At 68.2% G+C, this 23,609-nt stretch carries 20 protein-coding genes and 3 pseudogenes; 10 read left to right on the top strand and 13 right to left on the bottom strand.

Annotated features, from left to right (window positions below; genetic code table 11):
- Nucleotides 1-163: 163 nt before the first annotated feature.
- The 5 genes from AMK22_RS12045 to AMK22_RS12025 form a co-directional block, all read right to left on the bottom strand.
- Nucleotides 164-691, bottom strand: coding sequence for a GNAT family N-acetyltransferase (locus AMK22_RS12045; protein WP_073784204.1), 528 nt, complete (start codon nucleotides 689-691; stop codon nucleotides 164-166).
- Nucleotides 688-1,602, bottom strand: a complete 915-nt coding sequence (locus AMK22_RS12040) for a DUF6924 domain-containing protein (RefSeq protein WP_073784202.1) — start codon at nucleotides 1,600-1,602, stop codon at nucleotides 688-690. Before AMK22_RS12040 ends, AMK22_RS12045 begins: the two co-directional genes overlap by 4 nt.
- Nucleotides 1,603-1,672: 70 nt before the next feature.
- Nucleotides 1,673-2,002, bottom strand: coding sequence for a NucA/NucB deoxyribonuclease domain-containing protein (locus tag AMK22_RS12035; RefSeq protein WP_073784200.1), 330 nt, complete (start codon nucleotides 2,000-2,002; stop codon nucleotides 1,673-1,675).
- 105 nt (nucleotides 2,003-2,107) lie between these two features.
- The gene (locus AMK22_RS12030) at nucleotides 2,108-2,401 is read right to left on the bottom strand and encodes a hypothetical protein (RefSeq protein WP_073784198.1); all 294 of its coding nucleotides are present in this window, start codon (nucleotides 2,399-2,401) and stop codon (nucleotides 2,108-2,110) included.
- Nucleotides 2,398-2,691 (bottom strand): hypothetical protein, encoded by a 294-nt coding sequence (locus AMK22_RS12025; RefSeq protein ID WP_073784196.1) that lies wholly within the window; start codon nucleotides 2,689-2,691, stop codon nucleotides 2,398-2,400. Before AMK22_RS12025 ends, AMK22_RS12030 begins: the two co-directional genes overlap by 4 nt.
- A 346-nt stretch (nucleotides 2,692-3,037) precedes the next feature.
- On the opposite strand from AMK22_RS12025, the gene AMK22_RS12020 reads away from it, so the two are divergent.
- From AMK22_RS12020 to AMK22_RS11985, 6 genes and pseudogenes are all read left to right on the top strand, one after another.
- Entirely contained in the window at nucleotides 3,038-3,757 is a 720-nt protein-coding gene (locus tag AMK22_RS12020; protein ID WP_143203553.1) for a hypothetical protein, read from the top strand.
- A gap of 45 nt (nucleotides 3,758-3,802) precedes the next feature.
- On the top strand, nucleotides 3,803-5,779 hold the full coding sequence (locus AMK22_RS12015; protein ID WP_199883198.1) for a S9 family peptidase: 1,977 nt from the start codon (nucleotides 3,803-3,805) through the stop codon (nucleotides 5,777-5,779).
- 878 nt (nucleotides 5,780-6,657) lie between these two features.
- Nucleotides 6,658-6,864, top strand: a complete 207-nt coding sequence (locus AMK22_RS39140; RefSeq protein ID WP_143203552.1) for a hypothetical protein — start codon at nucleotides 6,658-6,660, stop codon at nucleotides 6,862-6,864.
- Between the two features lie 155 nt (nucleotides 6,865-7,019).
- Nucleotides 7,020-7,952: an aminoglycoside phosphotransferase family protein gene (locus AMK22_RS12000; protein WP_073784190.1), complete on the top strand. Its 933-nt coding sequence runs from the start codon at nucleotides 7,020-7,022 to the stop codon at nucleotides 7,950-7,952.
- A 144-nt stretch (nucleotides 7,953-8,096) separates the two neighbouring features.
- Nucleotides 8,097-8,349: pseudogene (locus tag AMK22_RS11995) on the top strand (IS701 family transposase); the annotation flags it as partial.
- 782 nt (nucleotides 8,350-9,131) lie between these two features.
- The gene (locus tag AMK22_RS11985; RefSeq protein ID WP_073784186.1) at nucleotides 9,132-9,458 is read left to right on the top strand and encodes a hypothetical protein; all 327 of its coding nucleotides are present in this window, start codon (nucleotides 9,132-9,134) and stop codon (nucleotides 9,456-9,458) included.
- A gap of 550 nt (nucleotides 9,459-10,008) precedes the next feature.
- Here AMK22_RS11985 and AMK22_RS11980 read toward each other — a convergent pair.
- Nucleotides 10,009-10,533: a S26 family signal peptidase gene (locus AMK22_RS11980; RefSeq protein WP_073784184.1), complete on the bottom strand. Its 525-nt coding sequence runs from the start codon at nucleotides 10,531-10,533 to the stop codon at nucleotides 10,009-10,011.
- A 103-nt stretch (nucleotides 10,534-10,636) separates the two neighbouring features.
- On the opposite strand from AMK22_RS11980, the gene AMK22_RS42020 reads away from it, so the two are divergent.
- Both AMK22_RS42020 and AMK22_RS11975 read left to right on the top strand, forming a co-directional pair.
- Entirely contained in the window at nucleotides 10,637-10,771 is a 135-nt protein-coding gene (locus AMK22_RS42020; protein WP_338014152.1) for a hypothetical protein, read from the top strand.
- The gene (locus AMK22_RS11975; protein ID WP_073784182.1) at nucleotides 10,771-10,992 is read left to right on the top strand and encodes a hypothetical protein; all 222 of its coding nucleotides are present in this window, start codon (nucleotides 10,771-10,773) and stop codon (nucleotides 10,990-10,992) included. Before AMK22_RS42020 ends, AMK22_RS11975 begins: the two co-directional genes overlap by 1 nt.
- A 244-nt stretch (nucleotides 10,993-11,236) precedes the next feature.
- On the opposite strand, the gene AMK22_RS11970 is transcribed toward AMK22_RS11975, so the two are convergent.
- The 4 genes and pseudogenes from AMK22_RS11970 to AMK22_RS11950 form a co-directional block, all read right to left on the bottom strand.
- Complete coding sequence (locus AMK22_RS11970; protein ID WP_073784180.1) at nucleotides 11,237-14,008, bottom strand: hypothetical protein; 2,772 nt, start codon at nucleotides 14,006-14,008, stop codon at nucleotides 11,237-11,239.
- A gap of 613 nt (nucleotides 14,009-14,621) precedes the next feature.
- Complete coding sequence (locus AMK22_RS11965; RefSeq protein WP_199883197.1) at nucleotides 14,622-14,828, bottom strand: hypothetical protein; 207 nt, start codon at nucleotides 14,826-14,828, stop codon at nucleotides 14,622-14,624.
- Between the two features lie 159 nt (nucleotides 14,829-14,987).
- Nucleotides 14,988-16,002 (bottom strand): annotated as a pseudogene (locus AMK22_RS11960) (ISL3 family transposase); the annotation flags it as partial.
- A 656-nt stretch (nucleotides 16,003-16,658) separates the two neighbouring features.
- Complete coding sequence (locus AMK22_RS11950) at nucleotides 16,659-18,716, bottom strand: phosphocholine-specific phospholipase C (protein WP_073784176.1); 2,058 nt, start codon at nucleotides 18,714-18,716, stop codon at nucleotides 16,659-16,661.
- A gap of 425 nt (nucleotides 18,717-19,141) precedes the next feature.
- Between AMK22_RS11950 and AMK22_RS40750 the strand changes: the two genes are divergently transcribed.
- A complete protein-coding gene (locus AMK22_RS40750; protein WP_242433933.1) occupies nucleotides 19,142-19,993 on the top strand; it encodes an isochorismatase family protein in 852 nt (283 codons plus the stop codon).
- A gap of 211 nt (nucleotides 19,994-20,204) precedes the next feature.
- Here the strand turns inward: AMK22_RS40750 and AMK22_RS40745 are convergent.
- Nucleotides 20,205-20,408 (bottom strand): annotated as a pseudogene (locus AMK22_RS40745) (cupin domain-containing protein); the annotation flags it as partial.
- Between the two features lie 698 nt (nucleotides 20,409-21,106).
- Here AMK22_RS40745 and AMK22_RS11925 point away from each other — a divergent pair.
- Nucleotides 21,107-21,853 carry an SDR family oxidoreductase gene (locus AMK22_RS11925; RefSeq protein ID WP_073784172.1) on the top strand — a complete coding sequence of 249 codons (747 nt, stop codon included), beginning with the start codon at nucleotides 21,107-21,109 and terminating at the stop codon, nucleotides 21,851-21,853.
- A gap of 315 nt (nucleotides 21,854-22,168) precedes the next feature.
- Here AMK22_RS11925 and AMK22_RS11920 read toward each other — a convergent pair whose 3' ends face one another.
- Together AMK22_RS11920 and AMK22_RS11915 are read right to left on the bottom strand one after the other, a co-directional pair.
- Nucleotides 22,169-23,095, bottom strand: a complete 927-nt coding sequence (locus AMK22_RS11920; protein WP_242433932.1) for an ATP-grasp domain-containing protein — start codon at nucleotides 23,093-23,095, stop codon at nucleotides 22,169-22,171.
- Between the two features lie 41 nt (nucleotides 23,096-23,136).
- A complete protein-coding gene (locus tag AMK22_RS11915) occupies nucleotides 23,137-23,394 on the bottom strand; it encodes a hypothetical protein (protein ID WP_073784448.1) in 258 nt (85 codons plus the stop codon).
- Nucleotides 23,395-23,609 lie beyond the last annotated feature (215 nt).

Genomic DNA, 23,609 nt, shown 5'->3' with positions numbered 1-23,609 from the left:
CCACGGTGCTCACCATCAGGTCGTCGGCGGCCCCGCTCGGGGCCTGGAACCATGATGCCGACCGGCCCGTGTCGACGTGCTGTTCGCCATGCTCCGCGACGGAACCTTCTACGAATCACGACCCGAAGCGGCCGCCTGACTAGGGCGCGAGGCAAACCGACCTCTACACGGAAGAACCTTCCACACCCGGCAGGTGCACTGCGCCGCTCAGCGGATCCGCCATTCCCAACTCCAGCTCCCCAACCTTCTGATCCCCGCTCATCTCCCCGGTCAGTCGGAAGCCCAACCCAAGGTAGAAACCCTCGGGGCCGTCCTCGCCCGGGTGCCAGGTGGTGGTCAGTCGGGTGCCGCCACGGCGGCGGATTTCGGCTGCCACGGACTCGACCGCGAAGCGGCCGTATCCGCGTCCCTGTTCGCCGGCCGCGATGTTGAGCCGCCACAGTCCCGAGCGGATGTCGGCGCCCTTGCCATCGCCCGCGAAGTCGATGTCGAGGAAGCCCATGAGGAAGCCGACAGGCCGGTCGCCGTCGAAGATGAGGCGGGGCCAAGCTATGTCGAGGTATACGTATGCCTCGGCGAGGGACTTCATCACCGGCGCCACCAGGTGCTCCTGGTCAGGGCGAACCTTCAGACCGATCGCGACATCGAAGTTGGCGGCAGTAACCGTTTCCAGGCGGAGCGTAGTCGTCATACGGAAACCGTAGCCAGCGGATCAAGTGCTTTTCCGGCGTTGCATACCTCCTCCCTCAGACGACAACACCGCCGACCACGCCCGGACCCCGTGCGCTGCCCCGCGGAACACAGTTCTGGGCCGGCCACGGCCGCTGCGAGGGTGATCCTGACCGGATCGTCATCTTCGTCGGGCAGGTTGTTCAAGGCCAGCAACGGGAACTCTGCGGAGGCCAGCGTGCGCTCGTCGGCGATCAGGACGAAAGTACTGCTGGGCCATTCCTCGTCATCTCGCCTGATCCGCGCCCGGATCTGACCTGGTGTGAAGCCCGCGTAGGCGCGGGTGTCGATGACGGTAATCGACTTGTAGTGCTCCGATCCTCCTTCGAGGACGTGGAGCAAGCGTGCCCACTCATCTGGTTGCTCGAAGGATGTCCGCACCAGGAGCGGACCGGCGGACTCCTCGATCGTGGAGGAGGCCGGCTCGGGCTCGGCTCCCGTACGCTCGCCGGGGACGACCTGGATGAGGAAGCGGGGCTTCTTGCCGTCCGACGACCGGTCACTGGCATGGACGCGGATCAGGTAGGGGCCGGCTCCCGCGGTGGCGAGATTCTCTTTGCGTAGTGGCTCGTATCCGCTGTCGCACAGGGCGAGGAAGTCGGTCGTGGAAATCACGGTGATCTCTTCGAGCTCGGCCCAGCCGCTCTCCGTTCCCGGGTCGTCTCCGGTGTAGAGGGTGACGATGGGGTTCTCCAGGGCGTTTCCGGCGTCGATGTGCAGCCAGTCCTTCTCGGCCGCCAGGAACCCGTGTCCGCGTGGCTGCTTGTCGGCGTCGGGGTCCATGATAGCCAGGTCGCCCCACTCCTTCATCTTGAGCGGCCGGGTGCGGCCGTCAAGGAGTGGCCAGTTGGAACGCTGCATGGAGAACCCCATCGTGCTTACGGTGCCTGCCGGTTACGTCCTGGAAGGGTAGACGGGACCTGTGGCAGGCGCGTTGCGTCTCCTACTTGATGCGGACGTAGTAGCCGTCGCCGTTGAGGATGCGCTGGGCCTTGTAGAAGCCGCCGAGGCGGGCTCCGGCGCTGCGGTTGTCACCGGCGGAGATGATGCGGGTGCTGCCGCGGGCCGGATTGCCGCCCTCCTTGCTCGCGGCGAACGGGTACTCGTCGCAGTCGTACTTCTTGGGGTCGGGGTTGTGCACCTTCGCGCACATGGCCTTGCGGTGGGCGTTGATGGTCTTCTCGTTGGTGATGCGGTGCAGCGGGGTGGAGGCGCCCGGGTGACCGGTGATCTTGCGCTGGGCGTCGAAGATGTGGTTGGCGGACTGCTTCACCTTCGCGTCGCTGCGGGAGAGGGTGAAGACTGGGGAGTAGGAGGGGAAGACGCAGCCGGGGTTTTTGGTGCGCTTCTTGGGGCCCCAGAACGTGTCGTCGCAGCGTTACTTGGCGGAGTTGTAGGTGAAGCCGCCTATCGTGTAGCCGGGCTTGGTGAAGGTGAACCGGTAGGAGGCCGGGCTGGCGAGCTGCTTCTTCTTTCCGACGCTGGCGGCGTAGCCGACGGTTCCCTTGTGAGCGGCGCCGAGGGTGGACCCTTGCGGGAACTTGACGGCGGTCTTGACACCCTTGCCGCCGCCGACGGACACGTTGACGTGGATGCCGCTGGCATTGACGAGCTTGGCCTTGCCGACGGTGAAGCTCTCTGTCCGCTTCAGCTTGTTGCTCTTCAGCGTCATGGCGTGCTTGATGTCGAAGGTGGCGGAGCGAACGGCTTGCCGTTCTTGAGCAGGTCGATGCGGGCGCCGATATCCATGCACATGCTGGTACGGGTGATGGTGATGGTGTTGAGCTTGCAGCTCGCGGCGGCGCTTGTGTTGGCGTAGACAGTCTTGGCAGCCGGGGCCTGGGTGACGGTGATGCTGTACTTCTCCGGTGCGGCTTGTGCGGTTGCGGCGCTCATGCCGGTGAGGAGGAGGGCGCCGAGAGCGGCACCGCTGGCGGCTTTCCTGGGCGCGCTGATGCGCATAGATGTGTCTCCCCTCGTTGGTCGAGGGACGGCACCACGTCGGGCTGCCGTCCGTCAGGCGAGCACGCTATGCGCTTCAACATGCCTGTATCTATTGGCTGTTGGGGCACTGTCGGATAGGACAAGTCGGGATTCGGCCAAAGCCACGCTGCCCGTCAGCGTCCGCCGCGGGCATTCCCTCACCGAGCCTTCCTCCGGTACGTACGAACGGAATCCGCCCCTACGCGGACCTGCCAGCACGCGTAGTCGCTCGAACGTTCAACGCGGTTGACGTCCTGGCGTCAACCGCCCCTGCCCGGGACCCCGGTCAACTGGCGACTGTTCCGTCTCACTGAACTTTGACGTGATGCTGACCCTGCGCACCGCGCGCACCGGCACCGGCAACCTCGTCGGGCAGGACGTGACCGCGCTGGGCCTGACCGACCCGGAGGACCTGGTCGAGAAGCTGACCGACTGCGGCTGGCTGTCTTGTCCCGGTACCGCCTGTGACCTGCTCGCCCCGCCCCCGCCCCCGCCCCGAGAACCCCACCCGGGTCACGGATCCGGCCTCGTGCCCTGCGGGGACGGGACGGGCCCGTTCACGTTCGGCAGGAAGATGCGGCCCAAGCTCTCCGGATGGGCCCAGAAAGTCGTCTCGGACAAGAAGCTCTGCAAGGCCAAGGCCGCCGCCAGCACGCGGCTGCTCGTCCTGACCCTGGCCACGCACACCAGCGTCCCGGGGCAACTCGGCCCCGGCGTCACCCTGGATTCCCTGGCCGTTGGGTGCCCCGCCGGCGCCGGCGAACTGCAGCGCCTGGTCGACCAGCTGGCCGCAGCAGACTGGCTCACCGAAGCCGCCGTCATCAATGCCCACCTCACCGGGCGGGTGACCGAACGCGTCCTCCCTCCGACCTGTCCTCTTACTTTGTGGGTGGCTTCTGAAGCCCTTCGGGGGTTGACGTGGGGTCATGCTGGTGTGGTGTCCAGGTCGGCGAGGTGTGGGGACCAGGCGTTCGTGAGCAATGACTATGGGCATTGGGATGTCGCGGGCGATGGAGTCCCTCGTCTGGGCGGGTTGCTCTTGTGATAAAAGGAGGGGCCTTAGCGCCGGTTGAACGGAAAATCAGCGAGCATGATGGAAGATGTTGCGACTGAGTTATCCGCGGAGTTGGTGGCTGACGGTTATGCGCCGCGTGCCCCGGTGGTCTCGCCCGACGGCTGTTGGGTCGTCTATGAAGTGGCGGCGATCGGGCAGGCCGGCGAGCGTCCGGTCAGCCATCTTTGGATAGCGGCCGTTGACAGAAGCACGGCGCCCCGGGAGCTGGCCGCAGGCATGACGGCGGATCGGTCCCCGCAGTGGGCGCCGGATTCGGAAGCGGTCTTCTTTCTCTCGGACAGGGCCGAGGATGGCACGACCCAACTGCACCGGACTCGGCTGGCCGACGGTGATGTGGAGACCCTGACTGCCTGGAGTGGCGGGATCCACGGCTACCTTCCCCTGAGCGATCCCGACCTCATCGCCCTCTTCGCGCAGGACGAGCCGACCGATGAGGACAGGCGTCGGGCGAGAGAACGGGACGACGCCCGGGTCTGGGGCGAGCGTGTGCCACTGGACCGGATTCGGCTGCTGGACTTGCGCACCAGGCAGATCCGTACCCCGGTCACGGTCGTTGATCGTCACGCCGTCGAGATGGTCCAGCGACCTGATGGTGGCCCGCTGGCGGTGCTCACCTGGGCGACGCCCGATCTGGACCCCGGCTCGCAGGCGCCCCGACTCCACCTGCTGGATCTGGAGAGTGAGACGACGCAGGACCTCGGACCGGCAGCAGCACAGGCGTCCTCGCTCACCTGGTGGCGAGCTGAAACCGGCTGGCACCTGGCATATCTGGCTGTCACCCCACCGGGACTGGTGGGCGGCACCGCCGTGTTCGACGTTGTGGTGCCGCTCTCCGGGGCTGCGGCCGGGCCCCGCAACCTGACAGACGGGATGACCGCATGTCCCTTGGGTCTCGTCCAGGTCGCCTCTGGTCCGCCGCTGGTCGTTGTCGCCGACGGCCTGGACACCGCTGTCCACCGGCTCGACCCCGGCGGGCCGCACCTGGTGGAAGTAGCGCGTGTGGATGGTCTGTTGACGGCGTTGACCGCGAGTCGATCCGGTGATGTCGTCGCTGCCCTGGTGAGCACGGCCTACGAACCCGTAAACGTCCACGCAGGGGCCCCGAGGGGGCCGCTGGCCAGGATCAGCGATACCAGGCCTGAGTATCGCGGCATCCGGTGGGGTACTCAAGAACGCCTGTCCTACGAGGCGTCCGATGGACTGGCGCTGGACGGTCTGCTGATCCTCCCGGCTGGTAAGACCCGGAACGAGCGGCCCTTCCCCCTCGTCACGTTGGTCCACGGCGGCCCGGACGACCGGTACGCGGACCAGTTCATGCTGGGCGTGCACGTCAGCGGACAGTGGCTGGCCACCGCTGGCTACGCGGTGTTTCTGCCGAATCCGCGCGGTGGCCAGGGGCACGGTCACGCGTTTGCCGCAAGCGTCGCGGGTGCGGTCGGCATGAATGAGTGGACCGACATCGTCACCGGGATTGATCTGCTGATCACCAGCGGGGTCGCCGACCCGGACCGCCTCGGGATCGGGGGATGGAGCCATGGCGGCTTCATGGCCGCCTGGGCCGTCGGGCACACGGACCGATTCCGGGCCAGCCTGATGGGAGCCGGCATCAGCGACTGGGGAATGCAAGCGGCAACCGGCGAATACGGGGCGTTCGAGGCCGCCCTGGGCGGCAGCACCGGTTGGGAGGGAACAGGCCCGCACCCGCACGACCAGCTCAGCCCGGTCTCGTTCGCCTCGAAGATCCGTACCCCGGTACTGATCTTGCAGGGCGAGGACGACACGAACGTCTCACCGTCCCAGGCCGAGTTCTTCCACCGCGCTCTGGTCCGGTTCGGCGTCGAGCACGAGTACGTCCTCTACCCGCGAGAAGGCCATGGGATACGGGAACGCAACCACCAACTCGACCTCCTGCGCCGTACCAGGGACTGGTTCGATCGGTGGCTGGTCCTCGGTCGACGAGACATCGCCGTGACCGAGCCGATCGCCGAATGAACCACCCTCGACGCCCTGGCAAGCCCAGATTCCTCGTGATCGACAGACCGCAGAAACCCATCCGCAGTGCCTACCGCGACCGCCATCGCTGCTCAGAAGCGAGTCGTTGCTCACGGAACCGCGGACGGTACGGCGTAGGAGGAGGGTGCGTGCGGTGAAGTCCCCGCCGTAGCGGTCGGTGCGCCGGTTGGCGAGAGGAAAGAGGAAGGAGTGAAGGAGCTGGCCGTGTCCGGCGTGGAACTCCAGGAGGCGGCCCCGGCGGTGGCGGCCGAGAACTGGGTGACGGCCGTGTCGATCTCGTCGTCTGTCATCTCTTTCGGGGGGTGGTAGCCGTGTGCGAAGGAGATCGGGGAGGGGCCGAGGGGCATCCAGCCGCCGTCGGCCGGGGTGAGTGGGAGGTCCGCCCGGTGCCTCGCCAGTGGAGCGGTCAGTGGACCTCATGACTCCAGTCCCACACCACGGCCCTGACCCGAGCCCGGCGGGCAGAGGACTTCCCCACCCTCCGGGACGCTGTGCGCGAGCTGACCACGCACCAGCGGGTGCACCAGCGCCACCTGAGTGACCAGTCCTTCCCCATCGATTTGATCGCCGCTATGGCGCAGGAGGCCGAGAAGGTCCTGGCCGCTGACGGATACCTTCACAACGGTATGTGGAACGCGGCTGTTGGTGACGCCGCGAACCACTTCGCCAGGCAAGTCGATCTCGCCGCAGTCGTAGCGCAGCCACCGGTCTGGAGGTCGAGCAGCCGCACAATGGCGTCTACATCGCCTACCTGGAGGAGGGGCAGTTCCTCGACTTCCACGTCGATGAGTTCGGCTTCGGTGAGGCCAACCCGATCCTGTGTCTCAAAGCACGATCGTCTCGCCACAGCTCCCACCGTGAGCACCACCATCCTCATTGGCGCAGACGGCTACCGTGCGTGCGATCTCGCACCGGGGGAATGCATTACGTTCGATGGAGCGATCAACCCGCACGGAAGGACGCTCCTCAGTGCTGGCGAGAGCGTCATCCTCATCAGCTTCGGCTTCCGTGCGCGTGATGAGGCCAAGCGTTCGGCCACCCACCTCCCAGCAGCCCCGCGCTGAGGAGCGAGCGCCTGCTTTCGCGTTATTGGCAGAGCAATCTCCGAAATGCAAAAAAGAGCCCCGCCCTGGCCCCTACTACTTGGGTTCTATCCATCGTCGCAACACCCCAGGGTCGGGCTTGGTGGCGGCGTCAGGCCGACGCGTAAGGTGCCCAGGTGATCGAGATACCAGAGGCGTTCGCGCAGAGCACCATTGAGCGCGAAGGAGAGCCCGGAGCGGCGTGGCTCGGCGAACTGGCCAGGATCGTGGAAGAGCTGCTGGGGCGCTGGGAGTGCGTGCCGGACGGGAAGGTCATGCACGGGGGCGTCGGGGTGATCATCCCCGTGCGGCAGCGGGCCGAAGGTACTGCTGTGCTGAAGGTGTCATTTCCGCACCCCGGCAACGTCCACGAGCCCGACGCTTTCGCGGCGTGGGACGGGCGCGGAGCGGTCCTGCTGTACGAGCGCGACGACGAGCGGTTCGCAATGCTGCTTGAGCGGGTCCAGGCGTCAACCCTGGCTGGAGTCGAAGACGGCGACGAGGTTGTGACAGTCGCAGGGCGGATCAGTCGTCGGCTGGCCATTCCCGCACCCCCGGGCCTGCCCCGGCTGAAGGAGCAGGCCAATGTCTGGGAGGAGCAGCTACGCAAGGACGCTGAGGAGCTGACGCACGCACTGTCGCGCTACGTGGTGGACGCCGCCGCGGCGACCGTCCGCGAGCTGGGCCGCGTCCAGCCGGACACCCTCATCCACGGTGACCTCCACGCCAGGAACATCCTGCGCGCCGACCGTGAGCCATGGCTGGCCGTCGACCCCAAGGGATATGCAGGAGATCCCGCTTACGACGGCGGCACGCTGCTCAAGTCGCGCGCGTTGACACTCCTCGACGCGGACGACCTGCGCAAGGCGGTCCACCGCGACCTGGACGTCTTCGCCGAGGCCGCGGAAGTCGATCGCGAACGCGTCCAGCGTTGGGCCCAGTTCCGTGCCGTCCAGGCTGCGTTCTGGGGCCGCCGCCACGGATTCCGCATCGCTCGCAGCGGACTACAGTTGGACTGGCTCACCGAATTCGCTGACCATCTGGCGGAGTTGCTCACCGAACGCTCGTAGGTCGTGATCTCGCTGGGCCAGGGCCGCGGCGGAGACGGGTGCGGCCACCGTTGATCAACGTGAGTTGTGTGGACTGGCGAAGAGACGGTGGCCGCAGGTCACAGCACAGATCCCGCCCGCTGGCGGGAGGCGTTCGAGGTGGCCATGGGCCGGATCGCTGCCCGGTTCGCCCGGGTCGAACCCCGCCTGCAGGCCGGGCGGCTGGTGCTGGGCCTGCTGTCCGACCTGCCGCGCAAAAACTGCTGGACCATCGCGGAATGGGCCGGGGCTGCCAGCCCGCACGGCAATGCAGCACCTGCTCGGCCGGGCCAAATGGGACGCCGATGTGGTCTGCGATGACGTGCGTGAATACGTCGTCGAGCACCTATATGACGATGCCGCGGTCCTGGTTGTCGAAGGCTCGCATGTTCATTGGTCGGCTCCGACGACACCGTGAACAGTAGCCGAGGGCCTTTGCGATGACGGGGGCTGGGTCTGAAGGACGAGTTGGCGGATCGCGTGGTGCCCGAGGTTCGGCCCCGCGACTGGGCCGAGTTCCTGACCGCCGACTGGGACCTCGCGGCCACCGCGTCCGACCGGTTCGCCGACGAACTCGGAACTGGCGAAAGAGGAACCCGGCACACGGTACGCATCACGCTCGCGACGGCGCACCCGTCACGCGGCCCGGAGCGGCCGGGACCGTTTGGGAGGCGGGAACGGCCGGGCAGGTGCCGCCGGCCGCCGCCCACCGGTTGATCCGGCCGGATACTGAGGTGGCGACTGGTGGCCCAGGGTGCCGCCGACCTCGCCCCCTTGGCCGCCCCGACGGGCCCGGGCGGCATCTGGGCGTCCCCCGACACGCCCTGACCCCCGAGCGTCCAGCGGCCAACGCACCTGACGACGCGGGGTGTTGACTCACCGGCTGGAGACTCCGCCTACGTCCCGCGCCACCGACGGACCGATGATTGGTCTGTACCAAATCTGGCCAAGCTCTTGCCAGGAACCGCGTACCTGGGCAGGATTTGGCTCGCGATCAAGCAGGTAATCACCTGCTTTCTCATCCATTGTCGCGCTTTGGTATCCGCGGCGTCCGTGGCACCCCATGGGATCCGCCCGTCGAAGCCGGATCGCTCCGCTCCACGCTCCACCCGCACATGCGTCTCTTCCCATCACGCATCGTCATCGGACAAAGGAGTCTCCATGTTCACGAAGTCCCTGTCCAAGAAGCGCGGTATCGCCGGCGCCGTGGCCGTCGCGGCGGCCACGGCGGGCATGATGCTGGCCACGGCGCCCGCTGCCCAGGCAGTGCCCGGCGACTGCACCATCTCGTCCGGGAGCAGCCTCTCCAGTCTCTGCACCAGCGGCACTGGTCAGCACCGGATTCACGCGGTGCTCAACCCGCTCGACCCCAGACTGCCGCAGCGCATCATCCTCGGTGACTGGGCCCCCGTCGGCCAGACTTCGGTCGCCTCCAACCCGTGGGGCACGGGGTACGTCGTGAGCGTCTGGGTGGACCGCATCGACTAGTGCCGTGACCGGCAAGGTTTGCCCGGAAGGAGCATCGTCCGGTGCGTGCGATCGCAAGGCGGCCGAAAGCCCTCGTAGCGGGCTACGTGGGCTTTCGGCCAACGCCGCGAGCGTGCGTGCCGGACGATGCGACGGGGCAAACGTTGCCGGGAGCGGCACTAGTGGTCGACCGGTGACGGCGAACGCCGACAGCCGTACGAAGTGAGAGACAGGCCGGCCCGTGACTCGGGCCGGCTCTGTCGCGGTGGTCTGCGTCGTGGACGTCACGCCGCTTCGCCCGTCGAACGAGGGCGACTTGGCGAGCCGGTCGCCCGATCGGCGCGCTCGGCGAGGGCGCTCGGCCCGGGCAGTTCGGATGCTGCTCTCCGGTGTCCGGACGGACTCGGTGCGGTGGTGCTGGATTGTACACGTCAATCTCGGCCGCGGGCCCATGCCAGCGGTCGACGGCGAAGTCGGCCCGGCGACCTGGGCTGCCCTCCGCTCGGCGCCCGGTTGATCCGTCGTGCCGGTCATGGCCGTTGCGGAAACGGTGCCATAACCGCTGTCCGCCTCACCGATGGCGTTCGAGCCTGTGGATCACCACTCCGAGGATGTCGCGCGCTGCGACGTAGCCGGTGTGGCGGCAATCGTGGCTGTGAGCGGCGTTGTCGCCCATGACCACGAACCGGTCCTGCGGTACGGGCTTACCGGCCTCAACGACGAGGGCGGGGCCCAGGCCTTCGGGCACCGGGTCGCCGGGGCCTGCCACGACGCGCTTGATCATCCAGCCTCGGGCACCGGGTGGCTCGCCGGTCGGCCGGCAAGGCCTGCCGGGCGTCTCCGCGGGCTCTGCTGGCGGGTCACCGGAGGGCGGTCGCCAGCTCGCGACGACGCCCCCTCCCCTCTTGATGCCTGTGCGCCCACTCTGGCTGAGCCGTCGGATCAGCACCCGGTCGCCGCTTCGATAGGCCGGCTCCATGCTGGCGCCGGCGACAGTGATCACCACGAAGCGGCGCCGTGCCAGCAGTACGCCCAGCAGGGGCGTCCCGACCGCGATGACGGCAAACGGGTACAGCCGCAGGCCGGATGGGAGCACCTCCTCAGGTGTCGAGGGCGGTCACCGGTGTTCCGGACCGGTAGCCGCAGGCCTGCATCGCGAACAGCCGGACGTAGGCCCCGTCGGCCCGCATCAGCTGATCGTGAGTGCCCTGTTCGATGATTCGACCGTTCTCCAGCACCACGAGGAGGTCGGCATCCCGGAGGGCGCCGAGCCGGTGCGGGACGCCTTCGGGAGCCTGAGCGGCGATCGTGCGACCCCGCCTTCCAGGGCCTGATGCAGTCCGCCAGCACCACGCTCACCGCCGGGGCCCGCCCGCTCGCCGTCGCCACCGCCGACGTCCTGGTCCTCCTTCTCGACGTCCGGGCCACCCTCGCCGTCGGCGCGCTCCTCCAAGTCGTCCCCGTCGTCCTGCTGCTGGCCTCCCCCATCCGTGTGCTGCGGACGATCCCCGCCCGCGCGGCCGTGCCAATCGCCCGTGAAGGAGTCGCTTCGTGACCACCGCGTCCACCGCGGCCGCGACCTACTGGGAGCCGCTCTGGTCCCAGGGCCGCCGCTACCGACAGCTCGACGACACCGAGAACCGGCTGGTGCACTCTGCCCGGCCGGTCCCGGCGCCATTCTTGCCTGTCTCCCCGGCGGGAGCCGCAGTGGCCGTCGAGGGGAAAGCGGGTTTCCGTGGCCCCCCGCGTGGCTCCCTCACGCCGATGGCACCGTCAGCGCGGGATGTGGCCCCTGGGCGTCAGCCCTGGCGCGCGTTCGTGACCTTCCCCGTGAGGAGGGGGCCCTCCATCCACTCGTCCTCCTTGAGGATGTACACCTGCATCCGCAGGGACTTCTCGGACCCGGTCAGCGCGTTGGGGACCGTGGGCACGGACACTTCGGTGCTCGTCTCGCCCTTGGGGACGGACACCCAGAGGGAGGGGCTGTCCGTGGACAGGGGCCGCTCCGGGTCGGCTTCCTCGCCGAGCGCGGAGAGCCATTCCTTGTCGACATCCTTCGTGGACAGCTCCGTGCCCTCGCTCACCGGCAGGAAGTCGAACCGCGTCTCGATGTCGGTGTCGGCGGGCTCTGAGAGCTCCACCTTCCAGGTGAGCTTCTGGCCCTGGGTGACCGAGTCGGCGACCGGGGTCACGGTGACCGTGGGCATAGGGACGTCGTTCTCGACGAGCACGCCCCCGAAGGCGCTGCCGACCGCTGTGCCGCGCACGGCCTTGGCCGCGACCTCGTGGCGGAGGTCGTGGTTGTAGCGGGTGCTGCCCTTGACCGTGATCGGCACGTCTACGGAGCCACCGGCCTTCACCGTTACGGTGCGGACGGTGGACGTGTAGGTCTCCGGGTCGCGGACGGCGAGCTTGATCACGCCGGTGCCCTGGCCGGTGACCTGGACGGGCACGTTGTAGGTGTGGGTGCCGGAGTCGCCCTTCTTGACCGTCAGCCTGCCGATGTCGACACGCGGGAGCGCGACGGGGCTTACCACAGGGGTGCCGGGGCGCCAGCCCCAGGCGTCCATCAGCCAGAGCTTGCCGGAGCCGCTGCGCGGGGTGAGCTCCAGCGACTGCGTCTGCTTCAGGTCGACACCGGCGCTGACGGCGGCCTTCAGGGGGACGCGGACCTCACGCGCCCAGTGCGCGGCCGTCGAGTCGGAGCCGGGAAGGCCGTCGACGATGACCTGACCGAGCCTCACCCGCTTGCCGGAGGTGTCGGTGAGGGCGACGTCGAGCCGGGTGCCGCGGGTATTCGGCGGCACCATCACCCGCAGGGCGAGCGCGTCGGAGCCCGCCAGCGAGAATGCGTGCTCCGGCGTCAGACGGACCGGGGTGCCCGGCTTGGTCCAGCGGGCCGTGACCGCGTTGCGACCCGGCTCACTGGTGGTGTCCGCCCACGACGCGAAATGCGGCGACCTACCGGGTTCGGAGTCCGGCCTACATGCCTGGGTAGTGCTCGTCGTGATCTGCTGGCACACGCGCCCGTTCGTCACCGAGAGCGGGTCGTCGGGCCGGATCGCCGGGGTACGGTTGCCGCCGACGGCGTGGGTCAGCACCCGGGCGGGGCCGGCCGAGGGCGCGCTCCGGTTGGAGCCGTCGAGCAACGGGCGGACCCGGTCGTCGCCCACGAGGAAGAGCCGCGCGGCGGCGGCGATGTAGGTGGTGCCCGCCGTCTGCTGCTGCTTGGCGCTCAGCCGGGTCTCGGCCTGTGCCGAGCAGACCGGGTCCGGGTTGTTCTTGTCGTCCCAGAAGTCGTCCGCGGCCGGGGCCTCGGCCTGGCCGGGCGTCCACTCCGTGTTGAAGAAGTTGTGGTTGGCGCCGACCATGTACACCGCGCTGTGCAGCGCCGTGCCCCGGCCGATGCCCCGGGTGCCGTCGAGGTAGATCTGGCCCTGAAGATCGCTCACATCGCCGTCACAGCCCGGCAGGATGGCCATGGAGGGCACGTCGGGCGTGGGGTTCTGGCCGAAGAGGGTGGAGCCGATCAGGACGGTGCCGCGGATCCGCCAGCCCACTGGCCCCCGGTAGCCGTCCTCGGCGGGCGGCGGCGGGGAAACGCTGTCGAGAGCCGCCCGGTTGACGCCCTCGCCTCCCCGGGAGTGGCCGACCAGGAGCACCTTCGAGAGGTCCGCGGGCTCCGTCGCGCGCACGGCCTTGGGAGCCTTCGCGGGGTTCGCGCCCCACTCCGCCCAGCGGGCGAGGTGCTGGCGCACCAGGGACGAACGGGCTTGCGCCCCGAAGTCGGCCGCGCGGCCGTCCTGCGCGTTGACACCGTTCGCGGAGATGGAGACCGTCACATAGCCCTGGGATGCCAGGCGCTCCTGGTCGTGCAGAAAGCCGCGGTAGCTCGGGACCTCCTTCTTGCCCGGCTTGCACGGCCACTCCATGCCCGCGCTGTTCTTGCCGGGCTCGTAGCAGGTGGCGCTGCGACCGTGGAGGAGGAGCGCGAGCGGTCGCTTCCCCGGCGCGTCCGTCGGGCCGACGACCGTGGCGCGCATTTCCACGGGCTCGGCGTAGCCCGGCAGCCTCACCGACTTCAGGGTGTACTCACCGCTGATGGTGCGGTACTCACCGGCGACACCGGGGTCGACCGGGTTGGCGGGGAACGGGTCCTGGGGCGCCGCCGCGGCCGACGAGCGCCGGTGACCGGGTGCCTGTTCGGCCCCTGCGGCGTCAAGCCGCCGCGAACCGGCGACCACCTGGAGCTCGCTCACCGGTCCGACCCTCGCCCCGTCGAGGCGGAGCCGGAAGGTGCGTTGGTCGGGGGAGGGCTTCGGGACTCCGAGGGTCCGCTCCCCTGAGCGGAACTCGACCAGGGCACCGCCCATGCCCACGGGCTTGGGCGAGCTCCAGATCAGCTCCCCGCCCTCGACACGCCACCCCTCCGGCAGCCGCCCCCCGGAGGCGCCCGGCGGCGCGTCGGGTATGGACTCGACGGCCGGTTGCGCGTGCGCCAGCCCCGGCGCACCCGCCGCCAGAGCCACGGCCGCCAGGGCAGCCGTTAGTGCGCGTGAGACCTGTCTCACGATGGTGTCTCCTCGTCGTTGGTCGTGCTTCAGCGCCCCAGGAATCCCAGGAGCACCCCCCGCACCGGGGAGAGGATGACGTGTCGTCACCGGTTGTCCCGCCTCGGAAAATCTGACAGGAATCTGACAGGAGCCAAACAGAAGCCAGACGGGAGTCACGGGGCCGGTCCGCTGATCGAGGGATCCTGGCCCGGAGCAGCGGTCCGGTCGCGCTGGGCACCAGCTCAAGCGGCACGGATGCGGGATCGGCGCATCGCCCGAGAAGGTCGGAGAAGCAAGACCTCAGCGGCGACCGAGTAGCCGCCGAACTTGCCGTCGGCGTGCAGCTTGGTCATGACACCGACATCGGAGAGCCGATCCGTAGCCGTCGAGCGCCTCGTCGACGGAGTTGTCGCTAATCTCGCACAGGCGTCAGGGGCCTGCCGGCAGTGGCAGAGGTCGTTTCTAGGTGTTCGCTTGTGAAACACCGCGACGCCCGCCGATCACGCTGCACGTTTCTTGTTTCATGAGTTGTTGCAAACGACTGGACGCCTGAGAGTGCGATACGTGGCGTAATGCCCGTTTCGGGTTTGGGGTTGGGTGAGGGGTCCTGGTCGGCGGGGTGGGCTGGCGGTCAGGTGCGGGGCTGAGTGAACAGGCCGCGTTCGGATTCGGTGAGGATGCCTCGTGTGACCAGGCGTTTCAGCTTGCACCGGATGCTTTCGGTGTTCTTCGGGAGGATCAGCAGATCGAGGGCCTCGCACAGATCGCGGGCTCGCATCGGACGGCCGGCGTCGGTGAGGGCGGTGAGTATCTGCTGGCAGGCCGGGTGGTCCGGCACGTCGGGGCGGGCAGTGCGTCGACTTCCCCGCCCAGATCACGGCGGTGCTTGGTCTCCTCGGCCTGGGCAAGCGGCGATCGTGCGGGGCCGCTGTCCTGAAGGGGCACCGGCCTGCCCGGCGCGGCTGCGCCGCCGAGGCCGGATACGGCTCACGAGGTCGGACCGGCGCCGGCGCAGGTGGTCGCGGTAGGGATCGACCAGGGTGGGCCGGTAGCGGGGGCGATTCGGTCCGCGGGCGGTTCGGGGATGCGGGCGTAGCGCTTGACGGTATTCAGGGCGAGGTCCAGTCTGCGGGAGCAGTCGAGCAGGCCGACGCCGGAGTCGAGGAGGGCGTGGACTTTGTGCCGGCGCTCGCGGGTGGTCTGCTCGCGGACGCTTCCGGGCCAGGGCGGGTTGACGGTGGCCCAGCAGGGGGCGTGGGCGCGGACCTCGGTCAGGACTTTGTTGCACAAGTTCCGCCACAGATGCCAGCGGTCGCTGGCCTGCACCGCGTCGGGCAGGGCCCGGCGGATCGCCTCGGCGTAGGTGGCCGAGCCGTCCCGGCACACGACTTCGATCCCTTTCTTCCCGGCAGCCATGCCTCCAATGTGGCGGCTTCGCGGTCGGGCAGGACATCGACGCGTTCCCCGGTCTCGGTATCGATGATGATCGTGGCGTAGCGGTGACGGCGGCGCAGGGCGAAGTCATCGACCCCGATCACCCTCGGGATCCGTACCGCCCGCGCGGGAATTCGCCGCAGCGCCCGCAGGGCGGTGGCGAACGATACGGGAACGGCCAGTAACCGGGTGAGCCGGGCGGCCGCCCGGCCGCATAACTCCTTGACCACCCCCGAGACCTGGCTGGTCGGACGCGTGGTGCGGCGCTGAAGGCGCTCGACCAGCCCAGGGACTTGCTCGCGGAAGGTCTGCCGCCGACAGCCCAAGACCGGGCAGACCAGGCGCCGCACCCGGACGTGGGCCACGACCTGCCGACCATCCACCGGCACATCCGCCACCGTCCGAACGTGATACCCGTGCACCTTCCCCGTCGGTACCCCGCACGCCGGGCAGGGCACCCGAACATCCCGGGTCCGGGCGATGACCCCGATCACCTCGCCGTCGTCCGCCACATCATCGCTGACCAGCGCCGAGAGCCCTGAAAACACCGTCGCTAAAAGGGAGTTAACATCTCGCACGCAACTTCAACGACGCCCGTCACCTGCCGTCACCACCGACTACGGAACAGAGCCACTCGTTTGACAGACCCGCCCATGACTGAGTCCCCACAGCGGGCCAACACTTACTCCCAAACGCACCCACAGGGTTGCCGAGTGGGGCCGCTGCACGTTTCCGTGACCAGCCGTCGGACCTGGCTGCGAGAAACTGCCAACTGCAGTGCGAATCCCGGAAGCAGGAGGCCAAGGGCCCGGACCGGTACGTCCCGGGCGGGTACCCCATGGGCTCCGGGGACGTGGGGTACGTCCGGGGCGGCTCTCTGAACCTGCACGAACCGGGCGCCGTCCGGGCCAGCATAAACCAGCCTACTGCGAAGAAGGGACCGGGGCCGGCGTTCGCAGGGTCGTCGCACTTGGCGCCGCAGACGGGCCGCCGCGCCGGGGCATGGGCTTCCCGGGCCTGGAGCCCGATTCCGTCGGCGGCGGGGCGGCTGCGGACGGGCCCGGCCGGGCGGCCTCCCACGACGGGTGGTCCGCCCAACCGGTCTGGGTTTTCCTGCCGGTGTGCTAACTCGTGCGTGTGTCCAAGATCCTGATGGACTCCGGCACGTCGCGCTGCTGCCTCGCCACCCTCCGAGTGTGTGCCCCTCCGTCCGTCGGGTGGTGGGGTGCGGATTTCACACGGTTGCGATGCCCGGATCACTCACGCCGGCTTGACCGTTCTCGACGTGCCCGGCCAGGCGCCGCAGGTATCCGGCTTGGCCCTCGACGACGACCGTCAGGTCGTACCAGCGCTTGGTGGCGCGCAGGCCGATACTCTGCTCGACGGTGGCACCGGCGCGGACTGTGTAGGTTTGGGGCCCGCCGCCGTAGGCGTTGGTCACGGTGAGATGTGCGTCGGTGGCCGACGGGTTGACCAGGGTGAGCTTCAGGTTGCCGGTGCTGGCATCGTGGCGTGCCGTCACCTCCGGCTCGCCAACCTTGTTGTTGCCCTTGAAGGCGCGCAGGAAGCCGTTCGGGCCATGGACCGTGAGATCGTAACTACCGCCGGAATAAAACGAGTTCCAGCTGTCGGAGACCGGCTTTCCGGCTGCCGCCGTGTATGTCCACGGGCCGTCGGTGCGCTTTTGTGAGCGTACCTGGAAGGCGGCACCCGCCTGGTCCCCTGCACTGAACGTCAGCTTGTACTTGCCGGTCGTGAGGTCGGCGGCCCCGTCGACGTAGGGCGCGTACGCGAGCGGGCGACTCGGCCGCGACCCGGCCTCTTGCCGGGGCAGGGTGCCCTGGAAGGGTGGCCTCGGTACGTAGCTGCTGTGGCGGTTACGGTCCGGCGGGGCGTAGCCCGCGGTGTCCGGCAGGTCCGCCGGGCCCGTGACCTCGAGGGAGAAGTCGAAGGCGGACGTCAGGTCGCCGCAGATGGCGCGCCGCCACGGCGAGATGTTGGTTTCCTTCACTCCAAACCGGTTCTCCATGAAGCGCAGGATCGAGGTGTGATCGAAGGTCTCCGAGCAGACGTACCCGCCGGTGGACCACGGCGAGGCGACGATCATCGGGACGCGCTGCCCGAGGCCGTAGGGGCCTGCGGCATATCCGATACTGCCATCGTAGTGGTCGAGCGTGGTGTCGACGGTGGACAGGCCCTGGCTCGCGGAAGCCGGCGGGTAGGGCGGCACGACGTGGTCGAAGTAGCCGTCGTTCTCGTCGTATGTGATGAACAGGGCGGTCCTGCTCCATACGTCAGGGTTCGAGGTGAGCGCGTCAAGGACTTGCGAGATGTACCAAGCACCGTAGTTGGCAGGCCAGTTGGGGTGCTCGGAGAATGCTTCGGGAGCGGCGATCCAGGAGATCTGCGGCAGATTTCCGGCCTTGACATCGGCTTTGAGGATGTCGAAGTATCCGTCTCCCGCCTTGGCGTTCGTGCCGGTGCGGGCTTTTTCGTACAGAGGGTCGCCGGGCTTGGCGTTGCGGTAGTTGTTGAAGTACAGCAGGGAGTTGTCGCCGTAGTTGCCGCGGTACGCGTCGTTGACCCAGCCCCATCCGCTGGCCGCGTCGAGGCCGTCGCCGATGTCCTGGTACACCTTCCAGGAGACGCCCGCCTTCTCCAGGCGCTCGGCGTACGTCGTCCAGCCGTAGCCCGCCTCCTGGTTGCCGAGGACCGGGCCGCCGCCGGTGCCGTCGTTGCCGACGTGGCCGGAGAGCATGTAGTAGCGGTTCGGGTCGGTCGCGCCCATGAACGAGCAGTGGTAGTCGTCGCAGATGGTGAATTTGTCGGCGAGGGCGTAGTGGAACGGGATGTCTTCCCGTGTCAGGTACGCCATGGTGCCGGCGCCTTTGGCGAGGATCCAGTTGTCGTACTTGCCGTTGTTGAACGCGGTGTGGCCGCCGGCCCAGTCGTGGTCGAGGCCCGCGATGAATTGCATGCCCAGGTTGTCGGCGTTCGGGTGGTACGGCAGGGTCTCGATGCCGACGATCGACTGGTGCCATACCGGCTTGCCGCTGGGGAGTGTCACCGGGCGGGGGTCTCCGAAGCCCCGGACCCCCTTCATCGACCCGAAGTAATGGTCGAAGGAACGATTTTCCTGCATGAGGACGACGATGTGCTCGATGTCCTGGACGGTTCCGCTGCGGCGCGCCGCGGGGATGGCTGCGGCGCGGTCGATGGAGCCGGACAGGGCAACGAACCCCGCGGTGGCTCCGGCGATTTGAAGGAAGCGGCGCCGATTGACGTCGGTCATGGGTGGGGGGTCCTCCTGTTGCTTCGGTGATGTCCGTCGACGAAGAGGGGCAGACGGAGTATTTCAAGAGGACCCGGGCTCGGGGAACGTAGGCTGAGGTGACGGTCGCGCAAAATGTGGGCGGTTGGTGCGCGAGCGGTCAGCGCGTCGCCGCGCGTCGTGCTACAAGTCTCGTTCCACTGCCCTCGGATCGGCCTCCGTTCGGTAGGCCGAGGCGTCGAGGTTCGTGACCCTTTGATTGGAAGTGGTTCTGGCGTCGCCTGAAAGTGTGGGTGTGGGTTGAAGTCCGTCGAAGGGCGCCGGATGCAGTGCAGCGGGAGGTGTGGGCGGGACACGTCGGTTGTCAGGGGCGGGGGCTAGGGTCGGCGGTGTATGACCACCAGCAGCAGCGGCAGGGCAAATACTCGCGGACACGGCTTGAGACCATGACCAGCGCGCTGGTCATCTTGGTCGGGGCCGACGTGATACGCCCCTCGCTGGCCTGGCTCTTCACCGGAGGAAAGAAGCGCAAGGTCGCCCGGAACATGATCTGGTCCCGCGGCACCGCAAGCTTCGACCGCGTCGACCGGTTCTGCCGCCAGGACCCCGGGATCACCGACAACGCGCGTGAGCACATCGTGTTCCGCCTCGCAGTGATCACCGCGGCCAAAGGCGGGACGATGGCCGACATCACCGTCGGCGACCTGCTGGAGTCCCTGGACGTCGAGTACTCCCTGCGCGGAGAACGGCGCCTGGGCTCAGCCGCGTTCCGGGTCCTGCGAGAGCTGGGGGTCTTCGGCCCCGGCGTCCCGATGCTGCGGGAGATCACAAGCAACGGCCAGCTGGCCGTCGAGGAACTCGTCGATCGCTACCCGATCGCCTGCCGCCCGGTCCGCGACCTGCTGGTGGACTACCTCGGCGGTGCGGGCGGCGGCAGCCGGCGAGCCAGGAGACCGTCCTCTCCACGGCCCAGCGGTGGCGGCCCGGCCGTGTGGAGGAAGCTGATCTTCGCCGGGGTGTCGCTCGAAGTGTGCGCCGCGCTGCCGGCGATCTCCGCGACGGCCGCCGGCCACGACGCGTACGTCGCCATGGACGCCTCCGGCACCTTCAGCCGGGCCAAGCGCGAGGCCGGACTGCTATGGATGCAGCAGGCGGGCGTCATCCTCAGCGACTACGCCACCCTCATGGTCGAGGCCCTGGCCGACAACGCCGCCCCCGAATCCGGAGCCCTCTACGCCGCCCTCGACATGCCGTTCGCCGTCCTGGTCGGCCAGATTGCCGCTGCCCGGCATGCCTGAGGGCTGTCCCGTAATCCGTGGCGGATCGGCGCGCGGCGTCGGATGTGGTGCATCGCAAGACGGAGGGGCACCCGCATACCGGATGCATGCGGGCGTTGCGACGCCGCGGCGAGGTGCCGCAGCTGTCGTCGGGCGCCCGTCAGGGATTACGGGACAGCACCAGGCCGTCTCGTCGAAGTGCCGTCGTTCGGCCGGAGGCCGGGACGCGCGGCGTCCGGCCGCCGGGCACCACGAAACCGCGATCCGGTTCGAAACGGACGGCGCCCTCGATGACGTGTCCGAACGCCGGACCCGAGTGGCGGTGCGGAGGAGTGCCCGGGTCGCCGGGTTCCCACTCCACGTGCACGGTCATCGCAGAAGCGCCCTCGGGGATGGTGATCGGCGAGGCGTCCTGCAGCACCTTCACCGCCGTCATCCAGCTTTCCGATCCGTCGTACTGATCGGCTCCGTGCGCGTGCGCCGAGTCCTCGTGGGTCACCGTGTCGCACCTTCCGTAGGTCCACCAGGTCGTGGGATGGGTGCACCGTTCGTAAAAGGCCAGGTCGCGGTCCCATGACCGTACGACAGTGTCGACCGAGAACTCCGGAATTCTGTGACAGCTTCGACTCGTCGCCGCCCTGCCGCAGCCGCGCGGTCCCGCACGATGTCGCCTCCGAGGTGGCCCATGCCGCCGTGGGGCCGCCACTTTCGGCGTTCTCGAATCACAGGTCTTGAGAAACACCGTCTGGACGACCTCACCGCAAGACTCCTTGTTGCCCGTCGTTTCGACATCCCGAAGGTCTCGCCACGGAGTCCCGGCTCGCCTTCATCGGCGCGATCCGTGCCGATGAACGATTGGGGCCGGAACGAGTAACCTCCCGGTCCTTCCTTTCCGCCGACAGGTGTCTTTCATGTCGCTTTCCAGTGGCTGATCCGCTCCCCCGTCGCATGGTGCGCCATCATGCCTCGTGCGGAAACCCGACCGTCTCGTGGTGAGATCTCCCGAGATTCACCCGGGCGCCTGTCACACATTCAGTGACCACGCTGTCCTATCCGATACGAGCGAGCGGCCGATGAGACGGGCCGTCTGGCATCGGAAGAAGCAGAAGAATCTCCGAGAGAGGACTTTCCATCATGAAGGTCGTAGTGATCGGTGGTACCGGACTCATCGGCTCGAAGCTGGTCGCCAAGCTCAACGAGCACGGCCACGAGGCGGTGTCGGCGGCGCCCAACACTGGCGTCAACACACTGACGGGCGAGGGCCTTGCCGAGGCCCTGAAGGGCGCCTCGGTCGTGGTCGACGTGTCGAACTCCCCTTCGTTCGAGGACGATGCCGTCATGACGTTCTTCCACACCTCGACCACCAACCTTCTCAGGGCCGAGGCGAACGCCGGTGTGACCCACCATGTCGCGCTCTCCGTGGTCGGCACCGAGCGGCTCCAGGAGAGCGGCTACTTCCGTGCCAAGCAGGCGCAGGAGGAGCTGATCAAAGCCTCCGGGATTCCTTACTCCATCGTCCACGCCACGCAGTTCTTCGAGTTCGTGAAGGGCATCGCAGCCTCGGCGACCGACGGTGACACCGTGCGGCTGGCTCCCGTGAAGATCCAGCCCATGTACTCCGACGACGTGGCCGCCGCAGTGGGACGTACGGCTGTCGGCGCCCCCGTCAACGGCATCGTGGAGGTGGCCGGCCCCGACACCTTCCGGTTGGACGAACTCATCCGCACCGGCCTCGCGGCCGAGAACGACCCACGCGCTGTCGTGACCGATCCGCAGGCCCCGTACTTCGGAGCCGAGCTGCGGGAGAACACTCTCCTTCCCGGCCCCGACGCGCGCATCACCGAGACCCGTTTCACCGACTGGCTCGCGCGGCAGAGCTGAGTTCTCCCGGGGTGGCCCTGTGGGCAGGGCCACCCCACCTCGGTCGTGCCTTCCGCCACCCGAAGCACATCCGAGTGCCCGGCATCCGCTTCGGGCTTCGGCGGCATAGTGGCGTGCGCGCACGATCGTGGTCGTGCCTGCCCGGTCCGGGCTGTCCAGCGGACGGTGAGGAAGAGAACGTCGTGCGCGGAGACAACGTCACCGTCGGTCGCGTCGTCGTCGCTGCCGCACCGGCCCACGTCCGGCCGGTGCGGCTGGAACGACGTCGTCGAGGAGACACTGCGCCACGACGCGGGTGGTGTCGTGGTGGCGCCTTCATTCCTGCGCTTCGGGCGGTGTGTCGGCTGCGGAGAGCAGGAAGTCGGCGAAGTGTTCCGTCAGCGGCTCGCCCATGAGTGGTTCCAGGAACAGGAACTGGCCCTGCGGGTTCACCTCGAGCCATACCGGCTGCCCGTCCGGCGTCAGCTTCAGGTCCACCACGCCCATGCGCAGTCCCAGTCGGTTCAGGACTGCGCCCACCTGCCGGCCGATGTCCTCCGGAACGGACCAGGGAGATATGGGCACTTGGAGGTCGGGCCGCCAGTCGAGTTCTTCCGTCTCGATGAGCGCGGCATACATGTGCTCACCGAAGCAATTGAGCCTGATGTGCCGGCAGCCCTCGATGTACTCCTGGTAGGTGGCGGGACACACCTCGAACGACTGCGCCGGAATCGATTCCGGGTCGTCGATCCAGCGTGTCCAGAGGGACGGTCCCCGGGCACCGACCACTGGTTTGACGATGGCTCGCCCGACTTGCCTCGTGAAGGCTATGACGTCTTCTCGTGACTGGGAGACCAGGGTGCGCGGTACCCGGAAGCCGGCATCCTGTGCCACCGCGAGTTGGTACACCTTGTCGGCAGCCCGATCGGTCGCCTCGGGTGGCGAGATCCACTGGCCGTCGAAGGCGGCGGCGAGGATGCCTCCGAGAGCGCCGCGACAGTCGTTGTTCACGAGGCTGCGCTCGTGGGTGCTGCCCGCATGCGCGGCGATCTCCTGATCGGCCCTGGGCCGCCGCCACCACAGGACAGCAGCCTCCTCCGGCGCGACAGGGACACCCTCGGAGGTGAGAAGGGTTGCGGCCCGAATCCCACAGGTGTCCTCGTCGCTGTGCGAGTACCAGGACAGTGTCTGTCGGCCGGCGATGGTGTCGCTCTCCACGATGTGGAAATCGTGCCTTCGCCGGCTGCGCACCGCATGCTGCACAGCGAGAGTGTGCAGGTCGTCGCGGACCGAGACGGCCAGTATCACGCCAGTCCGCAGTCGTCGCTATGGCTCGCCTCGCCGTACGAGCACCCGGTTTCGGAGGCCACACCCGCGAGATTCTCAGCCACGATCTCAAGCCCGGTCGTCTGCCGGACCGCTTGCTCCCAAGCCCGCAGCTGCTCAGGGGTCTTCAGCTTCACGTAACTGTCCGGCTGCGCACGAAAAACGACCGGGGGAGGCATCTTGACGACGTCCTCGGCGTGCTCGTCCATCGGATCGCCCAGCTTGAAGTCAGGCATCGTGCCCACCTCGGATCGGTAGTCGACTTCGCCTGCTTCCACGAAACCACCGATGGGCCACCCGCGCATGTTCCGCGCATGCCCGGCCCGCCGTGATCTCGGCTGAGGCGCTCTCGACGACCGAGTTCTTCGAGTCCCACAACAAGTGGACTCCACAGGCCGTTCGGACACTCCGATACCCGACTCCGTCGTCGGGCACCAGCGGTTGCGGCCTC

This window comes from Streptomyces sp. CB01580 (assembly GCF_001905795.1).
Lineage (GTDB): Bacteria > Actinomycetota > Actinomycetes > Streptomycetales > Streptomycetaceae > Streptomyces.
Note: the sequence above shows the minus strand (reverse complement) of the source record. Positions and strands in the feature narration are given on the sequence as shown.